The 25,485-nt window shown below is 40.4% G+C and carries 24 protein-coding genes and 1 pseudogene; 16 read left to right on the forward strand and 9 right to left on the reverse strand.

Annotation, left to right across the window (positions count from 1 at the left end):
• Positions 1–19: 19 nt before the first annotated feature.
• From sufD to AC1D7X_RS11375, 5 genes are all read left to right on the forward strand, one after another.
• Complete coding sequence (sufD, locus tag AC1D7X_RS11355) at positions 20–1,327, forward strand: Fe-S cluster assembly protein SufD (RefSeq protein WP_495455363.1); 1,308 nt, start codon at positions 20–22, stop codon at positions 1,325–1,327.
• Complete coding sequence (locus tag AC1D7X_RS11360; RefSeq protein WP_495475256.1) at positions 1,324–2,544, forward strand: cysteine desulfurase; 1,221 nt, start codon at positions 1,324–1,326, stop codon at positions 2,542–2,544. The genes sufD and AC1D7X_RS11360 overlap by 4 nt, the downstream gene beginning before the upstream one ends.
• Positions 2,534–2,968, forward strand: coding sequence for a Fe-S cluster assembly sulfur transfer protein SufU (gene sufU / locus AC1D7X_RS11365; RefSeq protein ID WP_495455365.1), 435 nt, complete (start codon positions 2,534–2,536; stop codon positions 2,966–2,968). Before AC1D7X_RS11360 ends, sufU begins: the two co-directional genes overlap by 11 nt.
• Before the next feature lie 17 nt (positions 2,969–2,985).
• Positions 2,986–4,383 carry a Fe-S cluster assembly protein SufB gene (gene sufB / locus AC1D7X_RS11370; RefSeq protein ID WP_495455366.1) on the forward strand — a complete coding sequence of 466 codons (1,398 nt, stop codon included), beginning with the start codon at positions 2,986–2,988 and terminating at the stop codon, positions 4,381–4,383.
• Between the two features lie 174 nt (positions 4,384–4,557).
• Positions 4,558–5,565: an NAD(P)H-dependent flavin oxidoreductase gene (locus AC1D7X_RS11375; protein ID WP_495475344.1), complete on the forward strand. Its 1,008-nt coding sequence runs from the start codon at positions 4,558–4,560 to the stop codon at positions 5,563–5,565.
• A 183-nt stretch (positions 5,566–5,748) separates the two neighbouring features.
• Here AC1D7X_RS11375 and AC1D7X_RS11380 read toward each other — a convergent pair.
• Together AC1D7X_RS11380 and AC1D7X_RS11385 are read right to left on the reverse strand one after the other, a co-directional pair.
• Positions 5,749–6,616 (reverse strand): annotated as a pseudogene (locus AC1D7X_RS11380) (HD-GYP domain-containing protein).
• A gap of 47 nt (positions 6,617–6,663) precedes the next feature.
• Complete coding sequence (locus AC1D7X_RS11385) at positions 6,664–7,386, reverse strand: molybdenum cofactor biosynthesis protein (RefSeq protein ID WP_495455368.1); 723 nt, start codon at positions 7,384–7,386, stop codon at positions 6,664–6,666.
• Between the two features lie 151 nt (positions 7,387–7,537).
• On the opposite strand from AC1D7X_RS11385, the gene AC1D7X_RS11390 reads away from it, so the two are divergent.
• The 9 genes from AC1D7X_RS11390 (at position 7,538) to AC1D7X_RS11430 (ending at position 16,178) form a co-directional block, all read left to right on the forward strand.
• On the forward strand, positions 7,538–8,974 hold the full coding sequence (locus AC1D7X_RS11390) for a bifunctional metallophosphatase/5'-nucleotidase (protein ID WP_495455369.1): 1,437 nt from the start codon (positions 7,538–7,540) through the stop codon (positions 8,972–8,974).
• A 60-nt stretch (positions 8,975–9,034) separates the two neighbouring features.
• Positions 9,035–9,865, forward strand: a complete 831-nt coding sequence (locus AC1D7X_RS11395) for an undecaprenyl-diphosphate phosphatase (protein ID WP_495455370.1) — start codon at positions 9,035–9,037, stop codon at positions 9,863–9,865.
• An 88-nt stretch (positions 9,866–9,953) separates the two neighbouring features.
• A complete protein-coding gene (locus AC1D7X_RS11400; protein ID WP_495475257.1) occupies positions 9,954–11,075 on the forward strand; it encodes an HD-GYP domain-containing protein in 1,122 nt (373 codons plus the stop codon).
• 284 nt (positions 11,076–11,359) lie between these two features.
• A complete protein-coding gene (gene yfkAB, locus AC1D7X_RS11405; RefSeq protein ID WP_495455371.1) occupies positions 11,360–12,496 on the forward strand; it encodes a radical SAM/CxCxxxxC motif protein YfkAB in 1,137 nt (378 codons plus the stop codon).
• Between the two features lie 17 nt (positions 12,497–12,513).
• Complete coding sequence (locus tag AC1D7X_RS11410; RefSeq protein WP_495455372.1) at positions 12,514–13,872, forward strand: hemolysin family protein; 1,359 nt, start codon at positions 12,514–12,516, stop codon at positions 13,870–13,872.
• Positions 13,873–13,884: 12 nt separating this feature from the next.
• Complete coding sequence (gene ytvI, locus AC1D7X_RS11415; protein ID WP_495455373.1) at positions 13,885–14,916, forward strand: sporulation integral membrane protein YtvI; 1,032 nt, start codon at positions 13,885–13,887, stop codon at positions 14,914–14,916.
• A gap of 179 nt (positions 14,917–15,095) precedes the next feature.
• On the forward strand, positions 15,096–15,317 hold the full coding sequence (locus AC1D7X_RS11420) for a spore coat associated protein CotJA (protein WP_495455374.1): 222 nt from the start codon (positions 15,096–15,098) through the stop codon (positions 15,315–15,317).
• On the forward strand, positions 15,317–15,583 hold the full coding sequence (locus AC1D7X_RS11425; RefSeq protein WP_495455375.1) for a spore coat protein CotJB: 267 nt from the start codon (positions 15,317–15,319) through the stop codon (positions 15,581–15,583). Before AC1D7X_RS11420 ends, AC1D7X_RS11425 begins: the two co-directional genes overlap by 1 nt.
• Before the next feature lie 25 nt (positions 15,584–15,608).
• Positions 15,609–16,178, forward strand: a complete 570-nt coding sequence (locus AC1D7X_RS11430; RefSeq protein WP_495455677.1) for a manganese catalase family protein — start codon at positions 15,609–15,611, stop codon at positions 16,176–16,178.
• A 199-nt stretch (positions 16,179–16,377) separates the two neighbouring features.
• On the opposite strand, the gene AC1D7X_RS11435 is transcribed toward AC1D7X_RS11430, so the two are convergent.
• Positions 16,378–17,769 (reverse strand): aldehyde dehydrogenase, encoded by a 1,392-nt coding sequence (locus AC1D7X_RS11435; protein WP_495455376.1) that lies wholly within the window; start codon positions 17,767–17,769, stop codon positions 16,378–16,380.
• A gap of 116 nt (positions 17,770–17,885) precedes the next feature.
• Here AC1D7X_RS11435 and AC1D7X_RS11440 point away from each other — a divergent pair, with 116 nt between their 5' ends.
• On the forward strand, positions 17,886–18,530 hold the full coding sequence (locus AC1D7X_RS11440; protein WP_495455377.1) for a phosphatase PAP2 family protein: 645 nt from the start codon (positions 17,886–17,888) through the stop codon (positions 18,528–18,530).
• A gap of 337 nt (positions 18,531–18,867) precedes the next feature.
• Here AC1D7X_RS11440 and AC1D7X_RS11445 read toward each other — a convergent pair whose 3' ends face one another.
• Positions 18,868–19,518: a nitroreductase family protein gene (locus AC1D7X_RS11445; protein ID WP_495475258.1), complete on the reverse strand. Its 651-nt coding sequence runs from the start codon at positions 19,516–19,518 to the stop codon at positions 18,868–18,870.
• Between the two features lie 116 nt (positions 19,519–19,634).
• Here AC1D7X_RS11445 and AC1D7X_RS11450 point away from each other — a divergent pair, with 116 nt between their 5' ends.
• Positions 19,635–20,000, forward strand: a complete 366-nt coding sequence (locus tag AC1D7X_RS11450) for a MerR family transcriptional regulator (protein WP_495455379.1) — start codon at positions 19,635–19,637, stop codon at positions 19,998–20,000.
• Positions 20,001–20,212: 212 nt separating this feature from the next.
• Here the strand turns inward: AC1D7X_RS11450 and AC1D7X_RS11455 are convergent, their stop codons facing one another.
• The 5 genes from AC1D7X_RS11455 to AC1D7X_RS11475 are packed head-to-tail and all read right to left on the reverse strand — an operon-like array spanning position 20,213 to position 25,481.
• Positions 20,213–21,346: a YheC/YheD family endospore coat-associated protein gene (locus tag AC1D7X_RS11455; protein WP_495455380.1), complete on the reverse strand. Its 1,134-nt coding sequence runs from the start codon at positions 21,344–21,346 to the stop codon at positions 20,213–20,215.
• Positions 21,328–21,852, reverse strand: a complete 525-nt coding sequence (locus AC1D7X_RS11460) for a GNAT family protein (protein WP_495455381.1) — start codon at positions 21,850–21,852, stop codon at positions 21,328–21,330. Before AC1D7X_RS11460 ends, AC1D7X_RS11455 begins: the two co-directional genes overlap by 19 nt.
• Before the next feature lie 16 nt (positions 21,853–21,868).
• The gene (locus AC1D7X_RS11465; protein WP_495455382.1) at positions 21,869–22,987 is read right to left on the reverse strand and encodes a YheC/YheD family endospore coat-associated protein; all 1,119 of its coding nucleotides are present in this window, start codon (positions 22,985–22,987) and stop codon (positions 21,869–21,871) included.
• Complete coding sequence (locus tag AC1D7X_RS11470) at positions 22,984–24,360, reverse strand: YheC/YheD family endospore coat-associated protein (protein WP_495455383.1); 1,377 nt, start codon at positions 24,358–24,360, stop codon at positions 22,984–22,986. Before AC1D7X_RS11470 ends, AC1D7X_RS11465 begins: the two co-directional genes overlap by 4 nt.
• Positions 24,357–25,481, reverse strand: coding sequence for a YheC/YheD family endospore coat-associated protein (locus tag AC1D7X_RS11475; protein ID WP_495455384.1), 1,125 nt, complete (start codon positions 25,479–25,481; stop codon positions 24,357–24,359). Before AC1D7X_RS11475 ends, AC1D7X_RS11470 begins: the two co-directional genes overlap by 4 nt.
• Between the last annotated feature and the right edge of the window lie 4 nt (positions 25,482–25,485).

Here is a 25,485-nt window from a genome sequence, read left to right on the forward strand (position 1 = left end):
ACGGGAGGAGGACAAAGATATGACAACACAAACCATTCTTCCGGTGAATACCGAAAGTTTAAAAGCGACATCGTTACGAAATAATGAACCCAATTGGTTAACAGAACTTCGTCTTGAAGCCTTGGAATTAGCAAGTCAATTGGAACTTCCTCGTCTTGAGAAGACAAGAGTGGATCGTTGGAACACACAATCTTATGGTACTTATCAAGAAACGACTACAATCGATTCCTTAAAGAGCCTTCCGGCTTCTGTACAAGGATTGATTAAAGACGAAGATGCAGAAGGAAATCTAATTGTTCAGCATAATTCCGGTGTGGTCTATACCAAGCTTTCAGCTGAATTAGCTAAACAAGGCGTTGTTTTTATGAATCTTCATACAGCCGCTATTGAACACGGAGATTTAGTGAAGAGTTACTTGCATAAGGCCATTGAGAAGAACGAGAATGCGATTACTGCTCTACATGCTGCACTTTGGAACGGTGGGATTTTCCTATATGTACCGAAGAATGTGGAAGTAACTGTACCTCTACAAGCTATTTTCTTAGCGGATGAAGTACAAGCAACGTTTGCGCCGCATATATTGGTTATTGCGGATACTAATAGTTCTGTAACTTATGTAGACAATTATGTATCAGGAGAACTTACAGGGGACTTAGTCCATAATAGTTCTGTTGAAGTATTTGTTAAAGCTGGAGCTAAGGTTCGTTATGCAACCGTTCATGAAATGAGCAGTAATGTGACTGAATTAAGCTATCGTCGTGCTATTGTTGAGAACGATGGTGTCATTGAATGGATCGTCGGTGAGATGAATGACGGGAATACCATGAGTGATACGAATTCAATCCTCAAAGGTAATGGATCATCTTCAGATTCGAAGATTATCGCGGTTGGTTCAGGATCACAGAAACTTAATTATACGACTAGAGCGCAACATTTCGGTAAGAGCACTCCTAGTCAGATGATTACACGTGCTGTTATGCGTGAACAAGCTACAGCGATCATTAACGGTATTACGAAGATTGAGAAAGGTGCTTCCAAAGCTGACGGACAACAGACAGAGAAAGTACTAATGCTTAGTCCAAAAGCACGTGGAGATGCGAATCCAATTCTTCTGATTGATGAGGATGATGTAACTGCGGGACACGCTGCATCCGTTGGACAAGTGAATCCAGAGCAAGTCTACTACCTCATGTCTCGTGGTATTTCTCGTACAGAAGCAGAAGCTCTAATTATTTACGGTTTCTTAGCTCCAGTAGTATCTCAGATTCCTCTTGAAGCGTTACGGACTCAACTTCAATCGCTTGTTGAAAGGAAGTTAGGACGATGAATTTAAACGTGCGGGAGCAGTTCCCAATTTTGCAGCAGGAGATCAATGGTCATCCATTAGTGTATTTGGATAGCGCAGCTACTTCACAGAAGCCTCGTGTAGTTATTGACGCTCTGCAGCATTATTATGAATGGGACAATGCGAACGTGCATCGTGGAGTGCATACTCTCGGTAGCCGTGCTACAGATGCATATGAAGGTGCTCGCGAGAAAGTGGCTCGTTTCATTCATGCCCGAAGTACGCAAGAGATTATCTTTACTCGGGGAACGACGTCAGCATTGAATATGGTTGCAGCATCGTATGCTCGTGCTGTATGTCATGAAGGCGACGAGATTGTGATCACACCTATGGAACATCATAGTAATCTTATTCCGTGGCAGCAAGTAGCTAAAGCTACGGGTGCTACGCTCAAATATATTACTTTGCAACCGGATGGATCAGTGGATCTGGCTGAAGTTGAGAAATCAGTAACAGCGCAGACTAAAATTGTATCGATTGCATATGTATCCAATGTCATGGGAGTCGTGAATCCCGTGAAAGAAATAGCAGAAATTGCCCATCGTCATGGTGCTATTATCGTGGTGGATGGTGCACAAAGTACGCCGCATATGAAAGTAGATGTTCAAGACTTAGATTGTGATTTCTATGCATTCTCTTCTCATAAAATGTGTGGTCCAACCGGAATCGGTGTACTTTACGGTAAGAAGGCACTGCTGGAGTTCATGGAGCCGGTTGAATTCGGAGGAGAAATGATTGATGAAGTAGGTCTCTACGATTCAACATGGAAAGAACTACCTTGGAAGTTCGAAGGCGGAACCCCTATTATAGGGGGAGCTGTTGGACTAGGTGCAGCTATTGATTTCCTAAATGATGTCGGCATGGATAATATTGAACGCCATGAGAAAGAATTGGCGGCTTATGCCATGAATCGATTATCAGAAATTAAGGGAATTACTTTATATGGTCCTAGTACGCGTGAAGTTGGACTTGTAACCTTTAATCTTGGTGATGTTCATCCTCATGATGTAGCTACCGTTCTTGATGCAAGTGGTATAGCCGTTCGCGCGGGACATCATTGTTGCCAGCCACTTATGCGCTGGCTGAATGTGAATTCAACGGTTCGTGCCAGCTTCTATTTATACAATACACAAGATGATGTTGATCGTCTTATCAGTGCCTTAATCCAGACAAAGGAGTATTTTGGCGATGCAACTTGATGATTTATATCGACAGGTAATTATGGATCATTATAAAAATCCACGTAACAAAGGTAAGTTCGAAGATGGCGCTATAACAGTGGACTTAAATAATCCTACATGCGGCGACAAGATCACATTGCAGCTTAAGGTCAATAATGGCGTTGTTGAAGATGCCAGATATACCGGTGATGGATGTTCCATCAGTATGTCTTCAGCTTCGATGATGACTGCAGCAGTGAAGGGTAAGACGTTGGAAGATGCACAAGAAATGATTGCACGTTTCTCACAGCTTATGTTGGGTGAAGATGTTCAATTTGATGAATATGAAGATATCGAAGCCTTATCGGGTGTAAATAAGTTCCCTGCACGCATTAAATGCGCAACGCTCTCTTGGAATGCATTACGGAAAGTGATTGATGAGGAACAGTTCAACAAAAAATGATAGGGAGTTGAAATAACATGGCTAAGAAGTCCCCAGAAATTGAAGAATATAAATATGGGTTTCGTGACGAACATGAGTCCATTTTCAAAACAGGAAAAGGTCTAACACGTGAAATTGTAATGGAAATTTCCCGGATCAAAGATGAGCCAGAATGGATGCTTGATTTCCGTCTGAAAGCATTAGAACAATTCGAGAAAATGCCAATGCCTAATTTCGGTGGCAATATGGATGATCTAGATTTCAACGATATCCAATATTTCGTTAGAGCTTCTGATAAGCAAGGAAAGACATGGGAGGAAGTTCCGTCTGAAATCAAAGAAACTTTTGATAAGCTTGGAATCCCTGAGGCAGAACAGAAGTTCCTAGCTGGAGTATCGGCACAGTATGAATCTGAAGTTGTTTACCACAGCATGCAGTCTGACCTTGAAGCTCAAGGTGTTATCTTCATGGATATGGACACAGCTCTTAGAGAACATCCGGAAATCGTTAAAGAATATATTAGTACTGTTATTCCAACGACAGATAATAAATTCTCTGCTTTGAACAGTGCTGTATGGTCCGGAGGAAGTTTCATCTATGTTCCAAAAGGTGTGAAATGTGAAATGCCTCTACAGGCATACTTCCGTATTAACTCCGAGAATATGGGACAATTCGAACGTACATTGATTATTGCAGATGAAGATAGCCATGTTCACTATGTAGAAGGCTGTACAGCTCCAATATACAGCACGAATTCTCTACACAGTGCCGTTGTAGAAATCATCTGTAAGAAGAACGCACGTGTACGTTATACAACGATTCAGAACTGGGCGCCAAATATCTACAACCTAGTTACGAAACGTGCTGTAGCAGAAGAGAATGCAACAATGGAATGGGTAGATGGTAATATTGGTTCCAAATTGACGATGAAATATCCTTCTGTTGTTCTTAAGGGTCGTGGGGCTAAGGGAATGGTTCTTTCCATCGCGATTGCAGGTAAAGGCCAACATCAGGACGCAGGAGCTAAAATGATCCACTTAGCGCCAGACACAACCTCTACGATTGTATCTAAATCAATCAGTAAACATGGTGGTAAGGTAACTTATCGTGGTCTAGCTTCCTTCGGACGTCAAGCAGAAGGTGCTAAATCCAATATCAAGTGTGATACATTGATCCTAGATAACCAATCTACATCCGATACGATTCCATATAATGAGATCATGAATGATAACATTACATTGGAGCATGAAGCTACAGTATCGAAAGTGTCAGAAGAACAACTCTTCTATCTGATGAGTCGTGGTCTAACAGAAGAAGAAGCTACACAAATGATCGTTATGGGCTTCATCGAACCGTTCACAAAAGAACTTCCAATGGAGTACGCCGTTGAAATGAACCGTCTCATCAAGTTCGAGATGGAAGGGTCTATCGGTTAAGTCTCTAAAAAAGCGTTGGTGTAACAACGTTATGACCCGTTTGAATAGCGAGGGAAATTGTTCGTGCCGATTTCGTGCCGATTCAGATTTTTCTCTTAACAAGGAGGCGAACTTTTTAAGTTCGTCTTTTAGTATCTAAGAAGGTGACAGTGGTTGGTGCAACTGGGTAATGTCATGTTACACAAAATAAAACGTGAGGTGAAAGAAATGAATATAGCAACAAACAAAAGAGTGGAGGACATCTTAGGAATAAAATATCCCATTATTCAAGCGCCACTAAATTGGCTAACAAATGCTAAATTTGTAGCTGCGGTTTCTGAAGCGGGTGGATTAGGTGTCTTAGGATTTAATGCGGGTCCACATGCGAAAGATGAAACAGTATCTTTAGAAGATGGACTTAGAAGTGAGATTAGAGAAATTAAAAAGTTAACGGATAAACCATTCGGTCTTAATATGTATTCTCCGTCAGATGGTATGGAGAAAGATAATATTTATGTAAGAAGAGCACTTGATGTTGCTTTTGAAGAAAACGTAAAAATCATTGTAGCAATCGGAGAAGTGAATAGAAATATTTTCAAAGAAATAAAAGATCGTGGTGGTATTATCATCTTTAGAGAGTTAACACCATCCGTTGCTTCCGCAAAAAAGGCAGAAGAGTGCGGCGTTGATTTAATTGTTGCTACAGGATATGACGAGGGAGGACATATCCCACAACGCCAAATTGGAACGTTCTCTATCGTACCAACTATTGTAGATGTGGTTAACATCCCAGTTATTGCTGCAGGGGGAATTAATGATATTCGTGGTGTACGAGCTGCTTTCGCACTTGGAGCTGAAGGAGTCTATGTAGGAACTCGTTTTATTGTATCTGAAGAGAATCCTGCTTCTGAAGAAGCTAAACAAGACATTATCAATTCTAAATCTGAAGACTTACTACTTGTTTCAGGAGTACAACGATCTACTCCTACGAAATCAGCGGTGGAATTGGCAAAAATGTATAACAGTGGGAAATCTAGTGACGAGGTTGAACAAGAAATTAATAAGCGTGGCGGTCTTCGTACAGGAATGCTGGATGGGCAAATTTCAGAAGGTATCATATCTGTAAATACAGCGATTGATGTAATTAAAGAAAAGAAAACAGTTAAAGGAATTGTTGATGAATTAATGGCTGATTTTCAATGAATATGGGAGTCCCAAGCCATAGAGTGTCCTACATTTTTTACAATTTCGATATGGCAGACCACAGCGATTGGACCAATGGTCCGTTCGTGGAGTGATCTCTCACGAACATCTAACTTTATCCTATAAAAACAAAAGGGCTGTCCAAGCCATTTTCATGGCTTGGACAGCCCTTTTTGTATGCACTCACATAAATACTTTTCCAATCGATAGAGTTCGTTCGATGGAAAGGTCTAAGAACTCGTTATCAATCTGAATCAGGAGACGGAATGAATCCGCAGGATTCGTCATGATAATTGTTCCAATCTGACCATCCGTGAGAAGGGGTGAATATTGTGCTCATTTAATTTCTGAGGATAGCCACTGCCATCATCACGTTCGTGATGTTGGAGAGCAACTAAGGCAGATACCTCATCTAATGATGAATTGCGAATAATTTCGTAACCATACGTAGTATGTAACTTTATTTCCTCAAATTCTTCGTACGTTAATTTACCTGTTTTTACCTGTTATTAAGGAGTTCAGTAGAGATTCTACATTTACCGATATCGTGTAAATAACCTGCTTTACCAGCTACATAAGCCTCGTCCTTAGTGTAACCTAACCAATTTGCAATGTAATAAGATAACATACCTACTTGCATAGAGTGTTGATAGGTATAATCATCTTTAAAATCATGAGCTATTAGTAAAGAGACAACATCCGTCTGGGCAGTCAATTGATCGACCAGAGGATGCATGATGTCGTCAACCATACTATTATTTACTTTACCGCTACTTATAGCTTCCAAGAATATATTCTCGAACCCATCAATGGCGTTTGCTAAATGTGGTTTAGATTTAGCGAGAAACTCCTCTGACTTTGGGCTATCTATGATACGGTTCGTTTTAGCGGGCGAATGAATATCTACATAATCAAATCCATGCTGAACAAGTATTCTAATTTCAGCTGATCTTAATTCGGTGAATTTTTTCATCACATGTAGGCCTTTATCACTATACGTATCTGCTTGCAAAATATCACCGGGCTTTAAATCTGTTACAGGCACTCTCATAAATGTTTCATCTATCATAACAAGAAAAATATGGATTTACAACGATTTTAACTCAAATACGGGTCCCAGGACTCTTGTTTATCGTATCCTTTCCATTTCTGCCCGTCTTCCCATAGTTCTTTCTTCCATATTGGAACGGATTGCTTCAAGTTCTCAATAGCATAACGACTAGCCTCATAACAGATATCTCGGTGTGCGGAAGAAACCGCTATAATTACGCTGACTTCTTTTATATCAACTTTTCCGATTCTATGCGAAATAGCGCAGAGTGTGCCGGGCCAACGGTTATTCAATTCCGTTCCTATCTTCTCCAGATACGATAATGCCATAGGGATATAGGCTTCATATTCTAAATGAACGGTTCGAGTGTCACCGGTCATTTCTCGCGTCGTACCAACGAATGCAAGAGTAGCACCATGATTGTTATGGAGCACTTTAGAATATACTTCATCTAAAGAGAGTGGTTCTTCTGTAATGACATATAATCCATTGGAACTAGTTTCTCGTACTGATTTCTGGCCATCTCCTCCAGATACTGGGGGAATTAGAGCAACTTCATCATCAAGCGTAATCATCATTTCGCCTGTAGCATATTCTTCATTGACAGCGAAGAAAGAGACGGATACTTGAGATGCTGCCTCTGGGTAGGTGGTAGATATTAGTTTTTTTAATTGATCGACAGAAATAGGTAACTCATCTATTGCGAAGTCGAGTACAGAACGGTTCATTAATTCAGCTAGTCCAGCAAAAAGTCTAATCTTTATGTTCATAATTATGCACCTCAGAATTGTTGGTTATTTCCTTCAATATACCACAATCAATAAGGAAATGTTATGATTAAGCACTAGATACCAATAACTGATTGGTTGGTTAATTGCATGAATTGTATTTTGACATAAAGAGAGAAGGGGGAGAGTCAGGATGTCACTGAATCAGAAAGAAAGACTAACCATTCTACATACCAATGACATTCATAGTCATTTTGAAATGGTGAGTTCCATTGCGGGAGTGATTAATGGGGAGAGAAGTCTTGCCTCAGACAGTTCCCTTCTTCTGTTAGATATAGGTGATCATATGGATCGTATGGCTGTAGAAACAGAAGGTAGTGTTGGGCAAGTCAATACAGACATTATTAATTTAACGAATTATGATGCCATTACAATTGGTAATAATGAAGGGCTTACGTTTACCCCAGATATGTTAGAGAGAGCCTATAACGGGCTGTTGTGTCCTGTTGTGTGCTGTAATATTCGTGAAAGCTCGAGTGGACTCTGTCCAAACTGGATGAAGAAGCACGTTATCATAACCAAAGGTCACATTAGAATTGGAATTATTGGTGTAACAGCCCCATTCGATGAGTTCTATAGACTTATTGGGTGGGAGGCCCTTGCTCCTGAAGCCGTAATACAGGAACAAATTGGAATCTTAAGACCACAAGTCGATGTACTTATTCTCTTGTCCCATTTAGGACTCCCTACAGATCGTAACCTTGCTACGAACCTAGAGGGGATAGATCTAATTCTGGGTGGACACACACATCACTTACTTGAAGAGCCAATTCGAATCGGAAATACTAGTATTTGTGGCGCTGGTAAGTTTGGACAATTTGTTGGTAAAATAGTTATGGAACGGAACTCTAATGGGGGATTCGGCGTCGTCTGGGGTGGGGTTATACCCGTTGATCCGATACTTAGGGACGATAAGATCACTATGGCCTTAGAAATCCATCGTAAGCAAGCAGAGAAGACTTTAGAACGAACAATCATGGTTACAGACCATGCTTTACTACTAAATGAAACAGGTCAAGAGTCCCCGTTCGGGAATTTGCTGGCACAATCGTTACGTGAATTTACGAAAACTGAAATTTCAATGGTTAATACAGGGCAACTTCTAAGTTCTCTACCTGAAGGGAATATTACAGTGGGAATGTTACACCAATTATGTCCATCTCCCATCAATCCGTGTATTCTTACGTTAAAAGGTAGTGACATACGATTTACATTGGAACAAAGCTTGCTATCTGAATTTAAGGAGAAGAAGATCTTTGGTTACGGATTCAGAGGGAAAGTATTAGGAAGTATAGCACTGGATGGAGCAGAGGTCTTGTATGACAGTACCCGAATCCCTTATGATAAAATCGTTAGCATTACTATCCAGGGTGTGCCTATATCTGATGATCAAGAGTATAGAGTAGGGACTATTGACATGTTTACATTTGGCATTGGTTACGAGAGAATTGCTACGGGTTGGGATAGAACATTTATTCTGCCAGAATTCCTGAGGGACTTATTAAGTACAGAACTTCAACGTCCGGGTAGCCTCGAAGATTGTCATGAAATGAGATGGCATTCTGTGTAGGTTACTAGGATTTAGCATAGATTAGTCAATTTAGATGAGAGATATGATAAGGAGGATATAATGGATACTATTACAGCAATTATTCTTGGGATTGTGGAGGGGATTACGGAATTTATTCCGGTATCTTCAACGGGACATATGATCCTAACATCCAAAGCGATGGGATTTGATGATCAAACAGATATTATGAAGACTTTCGAAATCGTTATACAGTTAGGGGCTATTCTTGCTATCGCTATTGTATATTGGCGCCGGATTCTGGGCCTGTTAGGACTCAAAAGTGCAGAGAATACTACTGCTATTGGAGGCAAACCAAAAAAGAGGCTTGATTTAATTCATGTGATCCTAGGGATTGCTCCAGCACTGATTGTGGCCTTTTTTGCAAGAGATTTCATAAAGAGTCTGTTTAGTGCGAATACCGTTGTCTGGGCTTTAGTCGTAGGTGGTATTTTTATGATCTTCGCGGAATGGTATAATAAGAACAAATCAAATGTAACTGCCCATGATCTGGATGATTTAACTTATAAGCAGGCTTTCTTAATCGGAATATACCAGATTATATCTGTATTATGGCCAGGTTTTTCACGTTCTGGTTCTACGATTTCTGGGGGAATGTTAAGTGGTGTTAGTTATAAAGCATCCGCTGACTTCTCTTTTTTAATTGCAATTCCAATTATGTGTGCAGCTTCGGGTTATGAATTACTCGATTCTTACCGATATTTTAATAGTGATAATATAGGCATGTTCATATTAGGGTTTATCGTAGCTTTTGCAGTGGCTTACTTGGTAGTGTTAGCGTTTATGAAGTTAATACAACGAGTTAGACTAACTCACTTTGCTATATACAGATTTGTGCTTGCAGCGGTATTTTGGATATTTATATTGAACTAATGTCATTCAAGCGTATTTCTCTCTTAGAATGAGATCAAATGAACTGCTTAGATGTATCATGACATTCATCATTGTAGGAGGATTTACTTTGCGACTAGTCCCTGTGCAGATGCTTCACGAAGGCATGAAGATCGGCAAAAAGATATATAGTGCTGATGGAGTTACTTTATTGTCTGAAGGTGTGGAATTAACAAATAATCTGATTAGTAGATTAAAGGAAATTGGCATCGGGTATGTTTATATTCAAGATTCATTAACAGAGGATATTATCATCCCTGAGGTTCTGCACGAGGAAACGCGCCGCAAAGCCTTACATACCATTCAATCAAGTTTTCAAAAAATATCTCAATTCCCGATCACCTCCCGCAGTATGGGTGGTTATCGGCATTTAGGGAGAGATTTCACGGCTGTCATGCAATCTATACTTGATGATCTTAATAGTCAAGAAGTAACGATGATTATGCTCATGGATATGAATAGGCTAGATCATTATTTGTACAGGCATTCCTTAAATGTGTGTGTGTTTACATTAATTCTTGGTGCCGCAAGTGGCTTATCGACTGAACAACTTAAGGTACTTGGAGTTGGCTCACTTCTCCATGATATTGGTAAGACACAAATTCCAGCTAACATATTATTGAAACCTGGGAAACTGGATGACGATGAATTTAATCAGATTAAGTCTCATACAGAACTAGGTTTTAAAATGCTAAAAGATGAACCAGATATTCCGTTAGTGGCTGCTCATTGTGCATTCCAGCATCATGAACGATTGAATGGTACGGGGTATCCTAGGGGACTTAAAGGGTCTGAAATACACGAGTATGCACAATGGTTAGGTATCGCAGATACGTTCGATGCGATGACTTCCCATCGTGTGTATAAACCTGCTATGCTTCCACATCAAGCGATGGAGTTCTTATATGGAGGTTCTGATATTCTATTTGAACAGAGTAAGTTACAAATATTTCGAGATAATGTTGCCATTTACCCACCAGGTATGAGTGTGAAGTTAAGTACTGGAGAGACGGGTGTGGTAAGCAAGATTCACCCTAGCATACCTCAACGGCCTGTGGTGCGTGTATTGACAAACGAAGCGGGAGAACCGCTAAAGGTACCTTATGATAAAGATTTGGCTGAAATTCTATCCGTCGTAGTTACACATGTTGAGGGACTAGAATCGGTAGACATAGCTGAGAAAGCACAGTGATCAAATATTTCCAAGGAACAACGACTTGTTGATGAACATGTAAGGCATAACGATCCTTCGTTATGCCTTTCGTCGTTGTTTCATGGTTCCTTTTGCTATGTATTGATTCGCCTGAAGTTGGATAGGTGTAATTAATATTTGGATTGTGATAATAATATATTCGAATAGAACACAAGATATAAGGAATCGAGAAAATGCGAAACACCCCCCTTCGTGATATGATATATAGTAAAAGGTTTGATCTCATTTCATTGTTGGTTAATAAAGGGAACAGGGTGGCGAATATGATTACAAGAAATATAAGTTCCATGAACACACAGGAAATATCCCCAAGTTATGATCCATGGGATCCTATGAATTCACTTCGAAAGTACGGACAGCATGTACTAACTAGTGTCGAGATGACGGTTACTCATCTGTGTAATATGCGATGTGAACATTGTGCGGTTGGAGATATGCTAGTTATGAAAGAATCAGATTCTCTTTCACTGGATCTGATGCTCAGAAGATTGGACCAAGTGGAGCACTTGGAAACGATTAGTATGACTGGGGGGGAACCTCTGTTTCGGAAGCAAACCGTTGATGAAATTATTGTTCCTTTGTTGAAATATGCGAAGGATCGTGGGATCAAGTCCCAGATTAACTCTAACTTAACGATGGGAATAGATCGTTACGAGAAGCTTCTTCCTTATCTAGATGTTATGCATATGTCGTTTAATTATCTGAACGGGGATGATTTCCATGAGGTAGGATTCGCAAACAGTGCTCGTCCTGTTAGTAAAGAAGCTGCGTACCGCCTATATGACACTATGGTCGAGAATACGCGTCAACTGACCGATGCTGGCATGTACATATCCGCTGAATCCATGATTAATTATCGAACACATAAGAAGTTAGATCAGATTCATCAATTAATTGTCGACATGGGCTGTCAACGTCATGAAGTCCATCCCATGTATGCTTCTAATTTTGCATCAAGTCTGCCAGTCTTATCTCTGGATGATATGCGTAATGCCATATATAACTTATTAGATACACGAGATGAATCCGTGTGGATGTTATTCGGTACACTTCCATTTTATGCTTGTAGTGATCATGACGAAGATTTGAAATTGCTTCGGCGGTTAAAGGATTCCAAGAATATCACAGTACGTAATGATCCAGATGGTCGTAATCGAGTAAATGTGAACTTATTCTCCGGAGATGTGTATGTGACAGATTTCGCAGATATCCCGCCGTTTGGGAATATTAAGAGCGAATCAATTGAAGATATATTTAATCAATGGATGAATGGGCATCCGTTGAACCAGAAAGTGAACTGTCATTGCGATGCTGCGGGTTGTTGTGGTCCTAACTTACTTGTAGCAGATATGTATTACATAGATATGGATTTTAAATTAAGAACTGCACACAGTCTATAGAAAAGAGGTCGTTCATATTGCATACAGAGTTTGCAATCGGGAAACTTACATTGAATTTAACTCTAGTATTGCTGCTTGTACTGTTAAATGGGGTATTTGTCGCAGCGGAATTTTCACTTGTCAAAATGCGTCAAACACGTCTAACACAATTGGTGAGTGAAGGGAATAAATTAGCTGATTTCGCTCTGAAAGTGAACAACAAGTTGGATTCTTATTTATCAGCAACGCAGTTTGGGATTACTTTAACTTCTCTAGGTCTAGGTTGGTTAGGGGAACCGGCAATATCAGATTTACTGGTTGAACCGATTATGTATAAGCTAGGTGTCACAGATCAGACGCTCATCACAACCGTTGGGGTTGCGCTTGGATTCGGTGTGATTACGTTTCTACATATTGTATTAGGAGAATTAGCTCCTAAATCTATTGCCATTCAAAGAACGGAAGGGACAGCTTTGGCCCTTTCTGCTCCATTAATGTTTTTCTATAGAATATTCTTTCCGTTTATTTGGGTGTTAAATGTTTCGGCTAATGCGCTACTTCGGATGATTGGGATTCATACTGCTAGCGAGGCAGAGGGGGCTCATTCTGAGGAAGAAATACGGATATTAATGAATCAGAGTGCCAGAAGTGGCGTGATTGATAAAGAAGAAATGAAGCTGATGGACAACATTTTCGAATTCTCAGATCTGTTGGCTCGTGAGGTAATGTTACCTAGAACGGATATGGTTTGCTTATATGTGAATTTACCGCTAGAGGAGAACATAAAGATAATTAGTGAGACTAAGCATTCACGTTATCCGGTCGCATTAGAAGATAAGGATCAGATTCTTGGTTTTATTCATATTACAGATCTTCTACTTGCGGACAAGGAACACCAAGAAGATCTTACATCTATGCTTCGTCCGATATTAAATGTTCCTGAATCGATGGAGATTAGCCATGTTCTTCGACTTATGCAGAAGAAGCATGCACAGCTTACACTGGTTGTTGATGAGTATGGTGGAACAGCTGGGATGTTAACTGCAGAAGAAATCCTAGAAGAAATCGTTGGAGAATTATATGATGAATTCGAAGATGATGAGCGTGAGGATGTAGAGGTTAACGGAGACGTGATTTCTGTGGAAGGGAGGATGCTTATTGAGGATGTGAACGATCTAACGGGTATTGTGATTGAGGATAATGAAGTGGATTCCATCGGAGGATGGTTGTTCAAAGAACTCGAAGGTAATCCTGCCAAAGGCAAGAAAGTTGAAGTGGGTAATTTCATATTTCAGGTGGAGGAATCTTCTCGATTGCGTATAACACGAGTCATGATTCTACGAGCAGAGAAAAAGAAGGACACAACCATGGAACAGTTAGAGAATGATGATCTCTAAAGGATGTGAAGGATGTCTGGGAAGCAGGTATTATTTATTGGTTTAAGTCTTCTCTTTATTTATGGTCTCTTTACCATAGGTTCACCATTTCTTCTTGCAGCATTAATAGCCATTTCCATTGAACCGGCTAATGTGTTTCTAATGCGACGGTTGAAGTTAAATCGAATCACAGCATCGACGATGACATGCACAATATTTCTGCTTCTTATCTTGCTAATGGTGTACATTGTGGGCTTGCAAGTCTACACTCAACTTGTGGAGTATTGGAAAAATGCACCTAGCTATTTCTCCAGCGCGAATGATTTCATTAAACAGACCATGATACAAGCTGAGGGGGCATTTGATCGGCTTCAGCCTGACATGGCAAATAGTCTGCAACAATTTCTGAATAATCTAACTTCGTACGTTGAATCGATTGTGAATACGGTATCTTCTTCTTTTCTGTCGTTTGCTAAAGGGATACCAGATATGTTTATCTTTTTCATCGTGTTTTGCGTAGCGGTCTACTTATTCAGCTTCAGCCTCGATACGATGCGCACTAGTATCCTTTCATTCTTTGAAGAAAAGTCACAGAGTCAGGTAAATGAAGTGATTCATAGTCTCAAGAGATCCATATTTGGATTTCTAAGTGCCCAACTTATTCTAAGTGTTTCGACATATATAGTTACTCTGCTAGGCCTCCTAATCTTAGGTGTATCCTTTCCATTAGCTGTTGCCTTATTAGTTACTATTGTTGACCTCTTACCGATCCTGGGCGTAGGTTCAGTGCTGGTTCCATGGGCAATATACCAGATGATTGTAGGCAATACCTATATGGCGATTGGATTGGTTATTCTTTTCATTGTAATAACGGTATGGCGTCGAGTTCTTGAACCCAAAATTATTGGCGATGCAGTTGGGATTGGTGCTCTTCCTGCTCTTGTCAGCATGTATATCGGCTTCAAGTTGGTAGGTGTTATAGGTTTCTTTATCGGTCCGTTAGTCATTATTATCTACTTAGCCATGCGTAAGGCTGGATTATTCCAGATTAATATTAAATTTTAGTGCAATTGTGTACAATCATGACGAATGGTGTATTAGAACTCCTTGTGGTCGAAGCTCAAGCTTTTGGCCAAGCCAAGGAGTTTTTTGTCTTATTTAAGTTCATTTTCTGGGCTAACGTCATATGATAATACAAAGACATTGTCGTAGTAACCATATGAATCATAAGGAGGAGACTTTCGTTGAACCAAGTAGTGCAAAGTTATAGACCCTTTGTTGGTCCATTTGATCCATGTCCACCCATCTTCTGTAAGTCGTATGTAGTACCACCAAATCAATTCATTACCTTCCAGCCTTTGGATTGGCCGCAATTTAGTCTCTCGGAAGCACTAAGAAGGGGAACACTCTGGCCGGCACTCTATAGCCCTTATACTGCAAGACAATCACAAGGGGGAGATTGTTGATGGAGTTTACAGCGTGTGATCAACAGTATTATGAATGGCTTGAAGAACTTCAGACTGTAGATTTTGCTCTTGTGGAACTAAATTTATTTCTCGATACACATCCTGAGGATTTGAGAAGTATCCAACAATACAACCAACTTAGTCAAGAAAGAATACGGCTTACCAAGCAGTTCCAGGATGTATATGGTCCTCTAATGAATTTCGGCCATGCCTTTTCAAGGTTTCCATGGCAATGGTCACAAACTCCATGGCCTTGGCAAGTCTAAAATTTATCGGAGGTGAGGTTTGTTCATGTGGGTGTATGAGAAGAAATTACAATATCCTGTAAGAGTTAGTAAATGCGATCCTCAAATGGCGAAATTTCTATCTGAACAATATGGTGGAGCGGATGGAGAATTAGCTGCTGCATTACGTTACTTGAATCAGCGGTATACGATACCTGATAAAGTCATAGGTCTTCTAACAGACATTGGTACAGAAGAATTCGCTCACCTCGAGATGATTGCAACGATGATCTTTAAACTAACCAAAGATGCTACGGTTGAACAACTAAAAGCAGCAGGACTCGGTCCTCATTATGCAGCCCATGACAGTGCACTATTCTATGAGAATGCAAGCGGGGTTCCCTTCACGGCGGCTTATATCCAGGCAAAAGGGGATCCGATAGCAGATTTGTATGAGGATATTGCTGCTGAGGAGAAAGCACGGGCTACATACCAGTGGCTGATCGATATGACGGATGATGTAGATTTGCAGGATAGTTTGAAGTACCTACGTGAGCGGGAGATTGTGCATTCTCTGCGTTTTAAGGAAGCCGTAGAGATAGTCAAGGGTGATCGGGAGCAGCAGAAGATTTTTTAAGAAGATAGGAGAAAACCTCTTAGAAAAGAGATGGGTATAACCTTTTGGTTATATCCATGTTAATTCTAAGAGGTTTTTTAAAATATAAGAATTTATAAGTATTTCTGCTTATACATAGGATTATATTTCAACGCTAACCGTTTCATCGCCGCTAAAGGACGGCGAAGCCGTTTATGCTTGTTTGGATCATGATGTGTAATTACTTCAATAATTTTTTGATGATTTTTACTTTATCCTTGTAAGGAGGGAAGACAACGTTGATTTTTATGGTTGTGCTTTTCTTCATGATACTTTTATTGTGGGAGAACAGTTCGAAGCTACTTCTACCATGATATGCACCGATTCCTGAATTCCCTACGCCACCGAAAGGGAGATGTGAACTAGCAAAATGTGAAAGGGTGTCATTAATACATCCGCCTCCGAAAGAAACCCGTCTCAACACTTCATTCTCAACTTCTTTACTCGCAGTAAATAAATACAATGCTAATGGTTTAGGATGATTATGAATGCTTTGAATGACCTCTTCAAGTTGCCGGTACTCCAGAATCGGGAGGATGGGTCCGAATATCTCTTCTTGCATGGCTGCATCGGAGGAAGAATTAGAATCTAACAGAGTAGGTTCTATGTATAGATCTTCTTTATCCGAGTGACCTCCATATAGAACATTCGCGCTATCTTTTTCTAAAATAGCATGCAAGCGATCAAACTGTCGCTCATTAACAATCCGACCGTAATCACTACTGTCTTTGGCATTGTTGCCATAGAAATCGATAATGACAGTTTTCATGGCCTCAATCAGCTCTTGTCTAATCTCCGTATGAGCAAAAATATAATCAGGTGCAATACAAGTCTGTCCAGTATTAACCAATTTTCCCCAGATAATACGCTTGGCAGCCAATTCAATATTGGCTGATCGGTCCACAATAACAGGACTCTTCCCACCTAGTTCAAGGGTAACGGGGACGAGGTTTTTCGCCGCAGCTTCCATGACAATCTTCCCAACGGGAACACTTCCTGTAAAAAAGATATAGTCAAAGGGTGCATGGATCAATATCGACGTTGTTTCGCGCTCACCCTCGATTACTCTAATATAAGATTCGTCGAAGGTTTCCTTGATGATATTAGCGATGATGGCAGATACGGTAGGTGTATTTTCTGAAGGCTTAAGTACAGCACAGTTCCCAGCGGCGATCGCGCCGACGAGTGGTTCAATGACCAAATGGAAAGGATAGTTAAAAGGACCCACAATCAAGATGGTTCCATAGGGTTCCTTTAGAATAAAGCTTTTGGATGGAAATTGGTGAAAAGGGGTTTTTACCTTTTGGGGTTTCATCCATTGTTTCAAATGTTTTATCGTATAGCCGATGCTGTCTAGTGTTAAGCCTATTTCCGTCGCATAAGCTTCAAATTCACTTTTTCTCAGATCCTGGTAAAGAGCCTCCATAATAGGTTGCTCATTGCGTTGAATGGCTTCCTTAAGTTTTCTAAGTTGTTCTATTCGAAACTGGATGTCTAGTGTTCTACCACTGTTATGAAAGTGATGGTGTTGCTGAATAATTTCATCCATACGCTGGGTTGTTAAGTGATCCATTGCCATGTACCTCCTGTATTAACCTATATGTTTGAATAGTACTATTTCCTCTGTTTGAAGTCCATAACCAAGCTATGCTAAGATCAAACAATAACGATGGAGGATATACATAACTTATGAAGAATAGGAAGTATTCATTTTCATTGGCTGTAGTCATTTTTGTCATATGTGCATTAGGTTTCAGTCTAATTTCCGTGCTCGTGAGTAATCATATGACGTATCATTTTGATAGCACGATCATCTCATGGGTACAGGGTCTTGAAGCACCGAATTTAACGGTAGTAATGAAGTTCTTCACAACGATTGGGAGCGGGCTGCCTATCGTTATCATATCAATCGTGATCATGGCTATTTTATATCATTTTTTGGGTCACCGGAGAGAACTACTATTTCTCATTTGGGTAATGATTGGGTCTGCTCTAATGAATAAGTTACTTAAATTAGTATTTCAGCGAACCCGACCTACCCTACACCGGATTGTGGAGGCTAACGGTTACAGCTTCCCTAGTGGGCATTCTGTCGCTGCATTCGCGTTATACGGCGCTCTTACCTTCTTGATCTGGAAACATGTTCACAAGGCAAACGGACGAATATTGATTATTATTGTTAGTTCGTTATTTATTGTTATTATAGGCATTAGTCGGATTTACTTAGGTGTCCATTATCCAAGCGATGTGCTTGGTGGATATTTAATGAGTGCTTGCTGGCTAACACTATCTATAGGGTTATACCGGCGATACTTAGAACGTGTGGAACGCTGAAATAGGGTGTCCCAAAGTCATGAAAAGAATCTATCAAATTAAAAGAAAATTGAACCTGGGATAATACAACTAAATCGCCACCATAGTAGATTCTTTGTCTAAGGATGTCATAAAATTAACAGTTGGTGTCAGAGGGAAATAAAGTTTTAGACCGAAGATACTTAATTCTAACGGGAGACGATAGCTCATCAAGACTTATAGGCAGCCACCCCTACGAATGGCTGCCGTCATCCGCTCAAGTAACGAGAAGATTAAACTCCGGCATGCTTTTAAAAAGCTGAAAACGTAAAGATTTCGGATAGCATGAGTTTTGATTTTAGACTTAGCTTATGTTCGATTATGCCCAAGTAGTAGTGGTTTCAACTGGAAGGCGGTAAGAAGGATAACCTTCTTTGGCTGCTTTTCCGATTGAGATCAACATGACCGGTTTGAACCTGTCTTTATTAAGACCAAAAACTTCAGCAATCCGTTCCTTATCATATCCTGCCATGGGGTTAGTGTCATATCCATGGGCGCGTGCAACAAGCATGAGTTGCATAGATACAATACCCGAATCAATCAAGTTCACGTCTCGCAGGTCGGATTCGGATAGGTTTGCATAGTAGGATTTGGCTTGTGGCACCTGCATGTCCATAATGTCCTGTGGCATGTATCCATGTTCTACAGCTTTGCCAAAAATCTCGTCAATATATTCAATGTTATTAGCATCGTAAAATACCGCGATGACAGCCGAGGAAGTCAGAGCTTGTGTCTGGTTGAAGGATGCTAGTGGGGCAAGTTTCTCTTTGCCTTCAGCGCCGTCTATGACAAGGAAACGCCAGGGCTGCATATTGATCGCAGAAGGGGCGCGGGTAGCTTCCGTTAATATTTCGGTTATTTCCTCCCGGCTAATTTTCACTTCTGAATCGTAGACTTTCACGGAACGGCGCTCCATGACAATTTCATTGAAATTGTTAGTTTTATGGAATTTGCTAGTGATTGTATTCATGTAGTGTCTCTCCCTCATCTATATTAGTTGTGAGATTCCGGTCGCTTAACCTCACTATTAGAATTGTAAACTATGAAGTATACTTTATAGCAAGAGAAGGCATTGGGGTGATTAATATGAAGATTAGTGAAGTTGCAAAAATGGTTAACCTTCCTATATCAACTATTCGTTACTATGAGAAAATAGGAATTATCACTAATGATTACATTAGGAGAGAACAGAATAATTACCGGGATTATGCTTCAGAAATTACTGCTTATCTAGAAGTCGTAAAAAAATGTTTATCCATGGGATTTTCAATTAACGATATAAAAGCCATGATCTCGAGAAATGAAATGTCCAAAGATGATCAAACACATATCATTAAGGAGAAAATATCTGAAATCGAGAAGGCTCAAAAAAAGTTAGATGATTCAAAAAGAAACCTTTACGACGTACTTGAATTGGATATTACATGCGAAGATGGGTTCGGAAAATATTAATTCAAATATGTCATAAGACAGATCAAGTGCAATACGGCACTTTTGATGAAAATATAATTTTTGATATTCCAGGTGGATTATATAAAGATGCAATAAAAGAATCATCATCCTTATTTAGGGATGATGATTCTTTGTATGATGTGTGGTTGACCGCCATCATGTTACACCACACCGCGTGCTAGGAGTTACACGCTGTGTACTATCGGAATTGGTTAAGACAATTCCTCTTTTGTTTCTGCTTTTGGAGGGTGATTCTTTTGTTCATATAACCAAATGGCATATTCTAAAGGTCTGATAATGGATTGACGATAGGTATCCTGTTGCCCACTTCGGGAGAAGACTTCTCTAGCTGGTTTCGGATTAACCTCCAGAAGGTATACTTCACCTTTCTTGTTGATGGCTAGATCAAGGGCGAGTTCACATAAGGCACCATAGGTTTGTTCGAGATGCTTAGCGGTTTCTAACCCAAGAGTTTCCGATTTCTTCTTCACTTGTTCTTGTAGATTTCGGTCCTTAATCCACTGGGATAACAGTGTATCCATCGAAATGGCTTGACCGCCACCATGGAGATTAGATGTGACGCTTCTAGATGCGCCTACTCTGCCCACCATTCCAGTTAATGCCCACACACCCTCCCGATTTTTCTGGACTAACATGCGATAGTCATGCACGCGTCCGTTGGGTAATTCAACCGGAATTCCTTCTTGTGCGATGTAATTATCTTTCATACCCCAATTTTGTAGAATAGCTCCAAGTCGGGCAGCATGTATTTTTTGTGGAGTGATGATTTTACGATTCTGGTTACGTCCTTGAATATAATATAAATTCTGATGCTTCAGCTTTTCAATGCGAAGAATTCCACGTCCTCCAGTCCCATTAATGGGCTTGAGATATATGACGGGCTTCTTTTTCAGCATATGCTCAACATCCGATATACGAGTAACTAACTTCGTCTCAGGTAAATGGGGACGGAAGTTTTCTTTTTTAGAGAGAAGCTCATGTATGATCCATTTATTACGAAGTGGGCGATTAAGGAAAAGATGGTGTCCGTAGTTTTTGCGAAATGCCTGAAGCTGTTTAAACCGGTAACCTTTTTGTATACGGCAACGATCAAAAATCATATTAGGGAAATCACGAATTTTACGACTCCATTTGTGATTTACTGGATCATATTCCATAGCGCTGATTTTCTTTGTTGCATTGTTTACATCCATAGGAGTAAAGACATAGATATCAAGTCCGAGCTTTTTGCCTTCAATAATCATGTTCTGGTAAACAATTCGTTCTTCGAGTTGCTTTTGTTCGTTGAGGTATAGTGTCAGTATTCCTAAGACGGGACGTGGCATATCGCTTCACCTTCTTCTTGAATGGAGGTAGTTGATGTACTGTCGGTTCGAATTTCTCCGTGTAGCTTAAGGCTAGGCTTCCCAGTAGGTCCTAGGTGGAGTGAATCAGCGGTAAGTCCAGCATGAAAGCACATTTGAAGACATTGTACATTATCTAACGCAACATTGCAGCATAATCTGCCTAATTTGGTGAGTTGAGACGACAAGAGGGAAGTTCCCAGATGTCGTCCACGATAGAAAGGATGCACAACGATTAAACAGGTGTGTTCACCATACCCAGAAACGAAACATACTCCAGCTAGTGTCGGTCCGCGATCTCCACGGACGGTAGCAATTAGAATTGAAGTACCTGGAAGTAACAATTCTGGATAAGTCAATTCAGCAAAGTGACGAAAGGCTTCGGTTGTAATTCGTTTACGGCTATGTTTCTTTATAAAATGAATGCTTTGTTCGTGGTATTTGTTCCATTCGGGTTGGGTAACTGTATCTAAGGATGTAATTTGCATCCTTATGCTCACCTCCTTAAGAGTGTTGCTTGTTTCGATGTGATAAATATTGGCTATATTCAAATATTCGTTCTAAAGATTTCTTTCGAATGGGCGGCTCATCAAATTTCATTGGACGGGAGTTAGCTTCAAAGAACCACAATTTTCCTAAATGATCAATCCCAAGGTCCATAGACATTTCACCTAATGTGAACCCAGAACCCTTCTCAATCTGACGAGCAATGATGAGGGCGGTGGTCTTAATACGACTAATCATACTTGTAGACATATCCGCTCCAAAAAGTGTTGAGAGTAGCTTTATAGGACTCTCAATTGTTCCTCCACGTGGCACATGTGTCGTGATACTTTTTAAGCCAGCCATCCTAGCTCCTAGACCTGTAACTCCCCAAGTTCCTTTCGCATTTTTCTGGACCAGAATTCGGAGATCAAATGGACGATGATCGATGTTAGCAAGTTGAATTCCCTGTTGAATAATATAAGGGGCGTTACCCGTTTCTTTTTTGAGGCGAATCCATAGTCTTCTTAAGCTGGTCGATTTATACGTTATGCTGGATCTGTCATTCTGGATTTTTAGTCTATAGGGTAATGCTCTTTCCTTTTTGTATTTCAGCATCATGATGCCTTTACCCGCTTTACCACTTTCAGGTTTCAAATAGAGATAAGGATGTTTATCTAGAAACCTAGAAAGTGACATAGGATTATCTAAACGTTTAGTCAGAGGTACTAAATAATCGGTTGATTTAGAAACTTTAAGCCATTCGAAAAGATGCCATTTATTAAAAAAATAAGGATTATAGAAATGAATATTCGGGTGTTCCATGCAAGTCATTATTTTACGATGTACCCAAGGCTTCTCCTCGTCTTCACGTAGGGGAATTCGATTATAAATGACTTGAGGTAGTGGGAATTGATGTGTTTCCCAGTCATCATTATTGTTATTTAATGTATACCCTTTGATTGTTGGAGAAGTGAATTTCAAATCACGTAGTGTCACCACATAAACAGGGAAGCCCATTTCCTTCCCTGTTCGGACAATATCCACAAAGTTCGCACGGTTGCCTCGGAAGCCGCTTGTGGAGCCCATTGTTAATATGGCAACAACCGGTTTGATTTCCTCAGAACCCCGGCCGTTCACTGGTTAATCCTCCTACGGAACTTACTGAGGTACAGACAATGTTCAAGAATATGTTCCACCGAGGCTTTTCCTTCATTCTTGAGAGAAGGGTGGTTAAATATAGTTCTTCCAGGTTTGGCGTTAGCTTCAAACATCCAGATTTTCTCATCTTGATCTATACCCAGATCGAACCCAATTTCACCGAGCAAATGCTGATGATGGAATTCAATGGCCTCAGCAAGTGCAATCGCCACTTGTTTGGCTTGTTTGAGCACTTCGTCCGAACGGGAACCAAAGCTACGAACCAGTGCTTGCTCTGGAGTCATGAGGGATCCCCCATTTTTCAAGTGAGTTGTTACACTACCGCGTCCCGCCTTCTTAGCCCCGATGCCTACAACGACCCACTGATTATTGCCATTTTTATGCATATGGAACCGGAAATCAATGGGGCAATTATCGATCTCAATCAATCGAATTCCTTGCTGAATGACATAACCATGCAGTGTTCGGCCGTGTTTGGTGTTTAACATACTCATAAGACTTTTGAAATTGTTGAAGCGAAGAAGTACATTCTCACTGTTCTTGCGATAACGCGCGAAATAGCCACGTTTAGGTAAATAAGTCATACGATAAATTCCTTTTCCAAGGCTACCACTTGAAGGCTTATAGTAAACAAATTGATGTCGCTCGAGCATATCCTTTAGCGTCTCTGTGCTAGGGTTCATATGCGATTCAGGTACGTAACGATTCACACTATTATCATTCTCGAGAAGTTTATAAATATCGGATTTGTTAAAAAAGCTCCAGTTAAAGAAAGGTATCTTCTTACGACCGAATCGTTCTCTAAGTTGGTTGATGGAAGTGGAAGTTTCAGCTTTACGACTCGGAAGTCTGTTGTATACGACATCTGGAAGAGGAACTGTTTTACGAATAAAGGACCCGCCTTCTGTAAGGAAATGCCCTAGAACGGTTTCTTGCTGCCAATTGATATCCTTAGGAGTAAAAGCGAAAATATATGCCTTTTTACTTCCTTCTCGGAGCAGTTGTTTAATAAAACCTGTTCTAGAACTGAAAGGTTGCGTAGTAGAGCTGGTTGGTCCATCAGACAGAATGCCAATTAACGGGCCAAGTTGAAATTCATTTTCCTGAAGATTTCGAAGATAAACGCCTCCCGCTTTGGGTACATGGATGGCATTTCGAACTCCTGAGCTTAAATAAAGATGGCTACCACTTTTCTTAATCGTTTTGATGCTTGCAGGTACAACGTCATTTCCTAAGCGAAGGTGTATGTTTTTTTTGCCGGATAAGTTGAGGCTCTTCATTAACGTATTTGAAATATAGGCGACTTTCTCAGGTTGTTGCGAAAAATGAACATTGCAAAAAGTCAAACTCATGAATTTACCCTCCTAGGTTGTCGAAGCAATAAATAACGAGCGTAGCGAAGCGGATTCTCTGTAGCGAGAACTGCGCTAGTCTGATCCCCGATATGGTTAAAGGAGCTGCGGCCCGGCTTGGAATTTACTTCAAGTAGCCAGACAGTTCCTTCTGTGTCGATCCCAAAATCGATACCAAGCTCACCCAGTCTACCGAAATGGCTCTCCAATATCGGCGGAATATCCTTCGACAGGTTATGAAGTACGGTCATTATATGTCCAGCTGCAGTAGCTTCTACTTCCTGTGTTAAGAATGGAAGGACTGAAGTAGCCGTACCTCCACCATGTATATTGGAGGTCATTCCTCCAATATATCCTTGTCGCACTGCCATTCCGGTGAGTGTCCAGCGACCTTCACCATTTTTTTGAACGAGTGCACGTATATCATAGGGATAACCTTTCTTGCTGTATAAATGTAAATAGGGCTGAATAATGAAAGGTCGATGATGAATAAATTGATGAATCCACGCTAAACCTTCAGACCTACTCGTGAAATTTTCGATAAATGTGTTATTGTGATGATCCCGACCTTTAATGGTTAGTTGGTTAGAGGTATTAGACATCTCTATATGAAGAGTCGATTTTCCTTGAGACCCGACTTGGGGTTTAAGGAATATTTGTTTGTGATAAGTGAGTAAGCTCTTCATAAGTGATTCGGGACCCGTATAGGGAGAAGTGGCTGGAATATAGGGTTTCAGTGTGGGTTCATCTTTGAGTTTGTTGTGTACTTTCCACTTTCCGGGTAATCCTCTAGCCCATATCATCCATGGCGTCTGTTCCTTAGATGAGTTAAGTAACATAGAAGCAGCACGTCGTTCTTTCCCCTGCAAATAGAAGCAGCGATCGTAGATAATATCAGGCATCGGAACGGTTACTTCTTTCCAAGCATCTTGTTCATAAATATAACCAGTTACTTTATTAGGCTTGATATGAATCGTTTGTGGACTTAAGACAATGACAGAAATTCCATATTTAGTACTCGCTTGACTTAAGGTGCGGCAGAAATGCTGTTCTGAGAAGGGAGGATTTCCCGTTCTACTACTGCACAGAATACCCATCGAGCCAATGGGATGACGAGACATGATG

It is taken from the genome of Paenibacillus sp. Y568 (genome assembly GCF_059445545.1).

Excerpts from the sequence above, each read along its gene's own strand:
- sufD (WP_495455363.1), top strand. The coding sequence starts at position 20 with ATGACAACACAAACCATTCTTCCGGTGAATACCGAAAGTTTAAAAGCG.
- AC1D7X_RS11360 (WP_495475256.1), top strand. The coding sequence starts at position 1,324 with ATGAATTTAAACGTGCGGGAGCAGTTCCCAATTTTGCAGCAGGAGATC.
- sufU (WP_495455365.1), top strand. The coding sequence starts at position 2,534 with ATGCAACTTGATGATTTATATCGACAGGTAATTATGGATCATTATAAA.
- sufB (WP_495455366.1), top strand. The coding sequence starts at position 2,986 with ATGGCTAAGAAGTCCCCAGAAATTGAAGAATATAAATATGGGTTTCGT.
- AC1D7X_RS11375 (WP_495475344.1), top strand. The coding sequence starts at position 4,558 with ATGTTACACAAAATAAAACGTGAGGTGAAAGAAATGAATATAGCAACA.
- AC1D7X_RS11385 (WP_495455368.1), bottom strand. The coding sequence starts at position 7,386 with ATGAACATAAAGATTAGACTTTTTGCTGGACTAGCTGAATTAATGAAC.
- AC1D7X_RS11390 (WP_495455369.1), top strand. The coding sequence starts at position 7,538 with ATGTCACTGAATCAGAAAGAAAGACTAACCATTCTACATACCAATGAC.
- AC1D7X_RS11395 (WP_495455370.1), top strand. The coding sequence starts at position 9,035 with ATGGATACTATTACAGCAATTATTCTTGGGATTGTGGAGGGGATTACG.
- yfkAB (WP_495455371.1), top strand. The coding sequence starts at position 11,360 with ATGATTACAAGAAATATAAGTTCCATGAACACACAGGAAATATCCCCA.
- ytvI (WP_495455373.1), top strand. The coding sequence starts at position 13,885 with ATGTCTGGGAAGCAGGTATTATTTATTGGTTTAAGTCTTCTCTTTATT.
- AC1D7X_RS11425 (WP_495455375.1), top strand. The coding sequence starts at position 15,317 with ATGGAGTTTACAGCGTGTGATCAACAGTATTATGAATGGCTTGAAGAA.
- AC1D7X_RS11430 (WP_495455677.1), top strand. The coding sequence starts at position 15,609 with ATGTGGGTGTATGAGAAGAAATTACAATATCCTGTAAGAGTTAGTAAA.
- AC1D7X_RS11435 (WP_495455376.1), bottom strand. The coding sequence starts at position 17,769 with ATGGATCACTTAACAACCCAGCGTATGGATGAAATTATTCAGCAACAC.
- AC1D7X_RS11440 (WP_495455377.1), top strand. The coding sequence starts at position 17,886 with ATGAAGAATAGGAAGTATTCATTTTCATTGGCTGTAGTCATTTTTGTC.
- AC1D7X_RS11445 (WP_495475258.1), bottom strand. The coding sequence starts at position 19,518 with ATGAATACAATCACTAGCAAATTCCATAAAACTAACAATTTCAATGAA.
- AC1D7X_RS11450 (WP_495455379.1), top strand. The coding sequence starts at position 19,635 with ATGAAGATTAGTGAAGTTGCAAAAATGGTTAACCTTCCTATATCAACT.
- AC1D7X_RS11455 (WP_495455380.1), bottom strand. The coding sequence starts at position 21,346 with ATGCCACGTCCCGTCTTAGGAATACTGACACTATACCTCAACGAACAA.
- AC1D7X_RS11460 (WP_495455381.1), bottom strand. The coding sequence starts at position 21,852 with ATGCAAATTACATCCTTAGATACAGTTACCCAACCCGAATGGAACAAA.
- AC1D7X_RS11470 (WP_495455383.1), bottom strand. The coding sequence starts at position 24,360 with ATGAGTTTGACTTTTTGCAATGTTCATTTTTCGCAACAACCTGAGAAA.
- AC1D7X_RS11475 (WP_495455384.1), bottom strand. The coding sequence starts at position 25,481 with ATGTCTCGTCATCCCATTGGCTCGATGGGTATTCTGTGCAGTAGTAGA.